The sequence below is a fragment of the Streptantibioticus parmotrematis genome (genome assembly GCF_019890615.1).
In the GTDB taxonomy this organism is placed as follows: domain Bacteria; phylum Actinomycetota; class Actinomycetes; order Streptomycetales; family Streptomycetaceae; genus Streptantibioticus_D; species Streptantibioticus_D parmotrematis.
On the sequence record NZ_JAINVZ010000067.1, the window covers coordinates 1 to 596 of the forward strand.

At 66.9% G+C, this 596-nt stretch carries 2 protein-coding genes; one reads left to right on the top strand and one right to left on the bottom strand.

All coding sequences use genetic code 11. The annotated features are described in order from the left end of the window. On the bottom strand, window positions 1-349 hold a 349-nt coding region (locus tag K7472_RS32260), incomplete at its 3' end, for a hypothetical protein (protein WP_222982821.1). A gap of 62 nt (window positions 350-411) precedes the next feature. Between K7472_RS32260 and K7472_RS32265 the strand changes: the two genes are divergently transcribed. Further along, window positions 412-596 (top strand): transposase (locus tag K7472_RS32265; protein WP_222982823.1); only part of this gene is annotated, 185 nt, incomplete at its 3' end.

Consider the following 596-nt stretch of genomic DNA (forward strand, 5'->3'; position numbering starts at 1 on the left):
CCTGTGTGAAGTCGCCGTCGTCGAGAAGGCCGACCAGCACCTGGGTCATGCTGTCGATGCCGGGATCCCGGACGATGAGGCCGTCGGAGCACCAGAAGTAGCGGCCGCCCAGCGCCTCGCCAGTTCGGGACCTCCTCGCCATGATGCGTTCGACCTCGGCAAGCGTGAACACAGTCGCACTCCAACGTGAGCCGTCCGGTGTCAGCCGGACCTCGACGTCGACGTTGCAGACGCTGTCCAGAGGTTCGCCTGCGTTGGGCAGGAACGACGCTTCGAACCGATCCGTTCGGACGCGGTACCAGGGTCCGTCCCATCCCTGCTCTGCGGCTTCGGTCCCGGTGTTGGTCATTCGGGGAGTATGTCGAGCGGACGCGAAAGGCTCAACCCGGTTCTCTGGCATGCTTCCGCGTCGTGACCGCGAACCTTGTCCCCGACGAGCTGTGGGATCGGATAGCCCCACTGCTGCCGACACGGCCCGCACGACGGCACCGCCATCCCGGGCGGCTCCCGGTACCCGACCGGGTCGCACTGGCCGGCATCGTCTACGTCCTACGCAAGGGCGTCGCCTGGCGCGACGTACCGTGTCAGGTCGTTGG